This is a genomic window from Streptomyces sp. HD (genome assembly GCF_028369295.1).
Lineage (GTDB): Bacteria > Actinomycetota > Actinomycetes > Streptomycetales > Streptomycetaceae > Streptomyces.
Genome location: NZ_JAQMYP010000193.1, coordinates 1 through 340, shown reverse-complemented (window position 1 = coordinate 340; position 340 = coordinate 1). Strand labels below are relative to the sequence as shown.

The 340-nt window shown below is 70.0% G+C and carries 1 protein-coding gene; it reads left to right on the top strand.

Features of this window, described 5'->3' with window-relative positions; genetic code table 11:
- Positions 1-340: RICIN domain-containing protein (locus POF73_RS45960; protein ID WP_272125508.1), on the top strand; the 340-nt coding region annotated here is incomplete at both ends.

Genomic DNA, 340 nt, shown 5'->3' with positions numbered 1-340 from the left:
GCGGCAACGCCTCCGGCCGCTGCCTGGACGTGGACAACGCCTCCACCGCGGCCGGAGCCACGGTCCTGATCTGGGACTGCCACACGGCCGCCAACCAGCTGTGGACCACCTGGGCGGGCGGCGAGATCCGCGTCTTCGGCGACAAGTGCCTGGACGCCTCCAACCAGGGCACCACCAACGGAACCCGGGTCATCACCTGGCCCTGCAACGGTCAGGACAACCAGAAGTGGACCGTCGGCTCCGACGGGACGATCCGCAACGTCCACGCCGGACTGTGCCTCGACGTCAACGGGGCCGCCACCACCAACGGGACCCCGCTGGTCCTGTGGACCTGCAACGG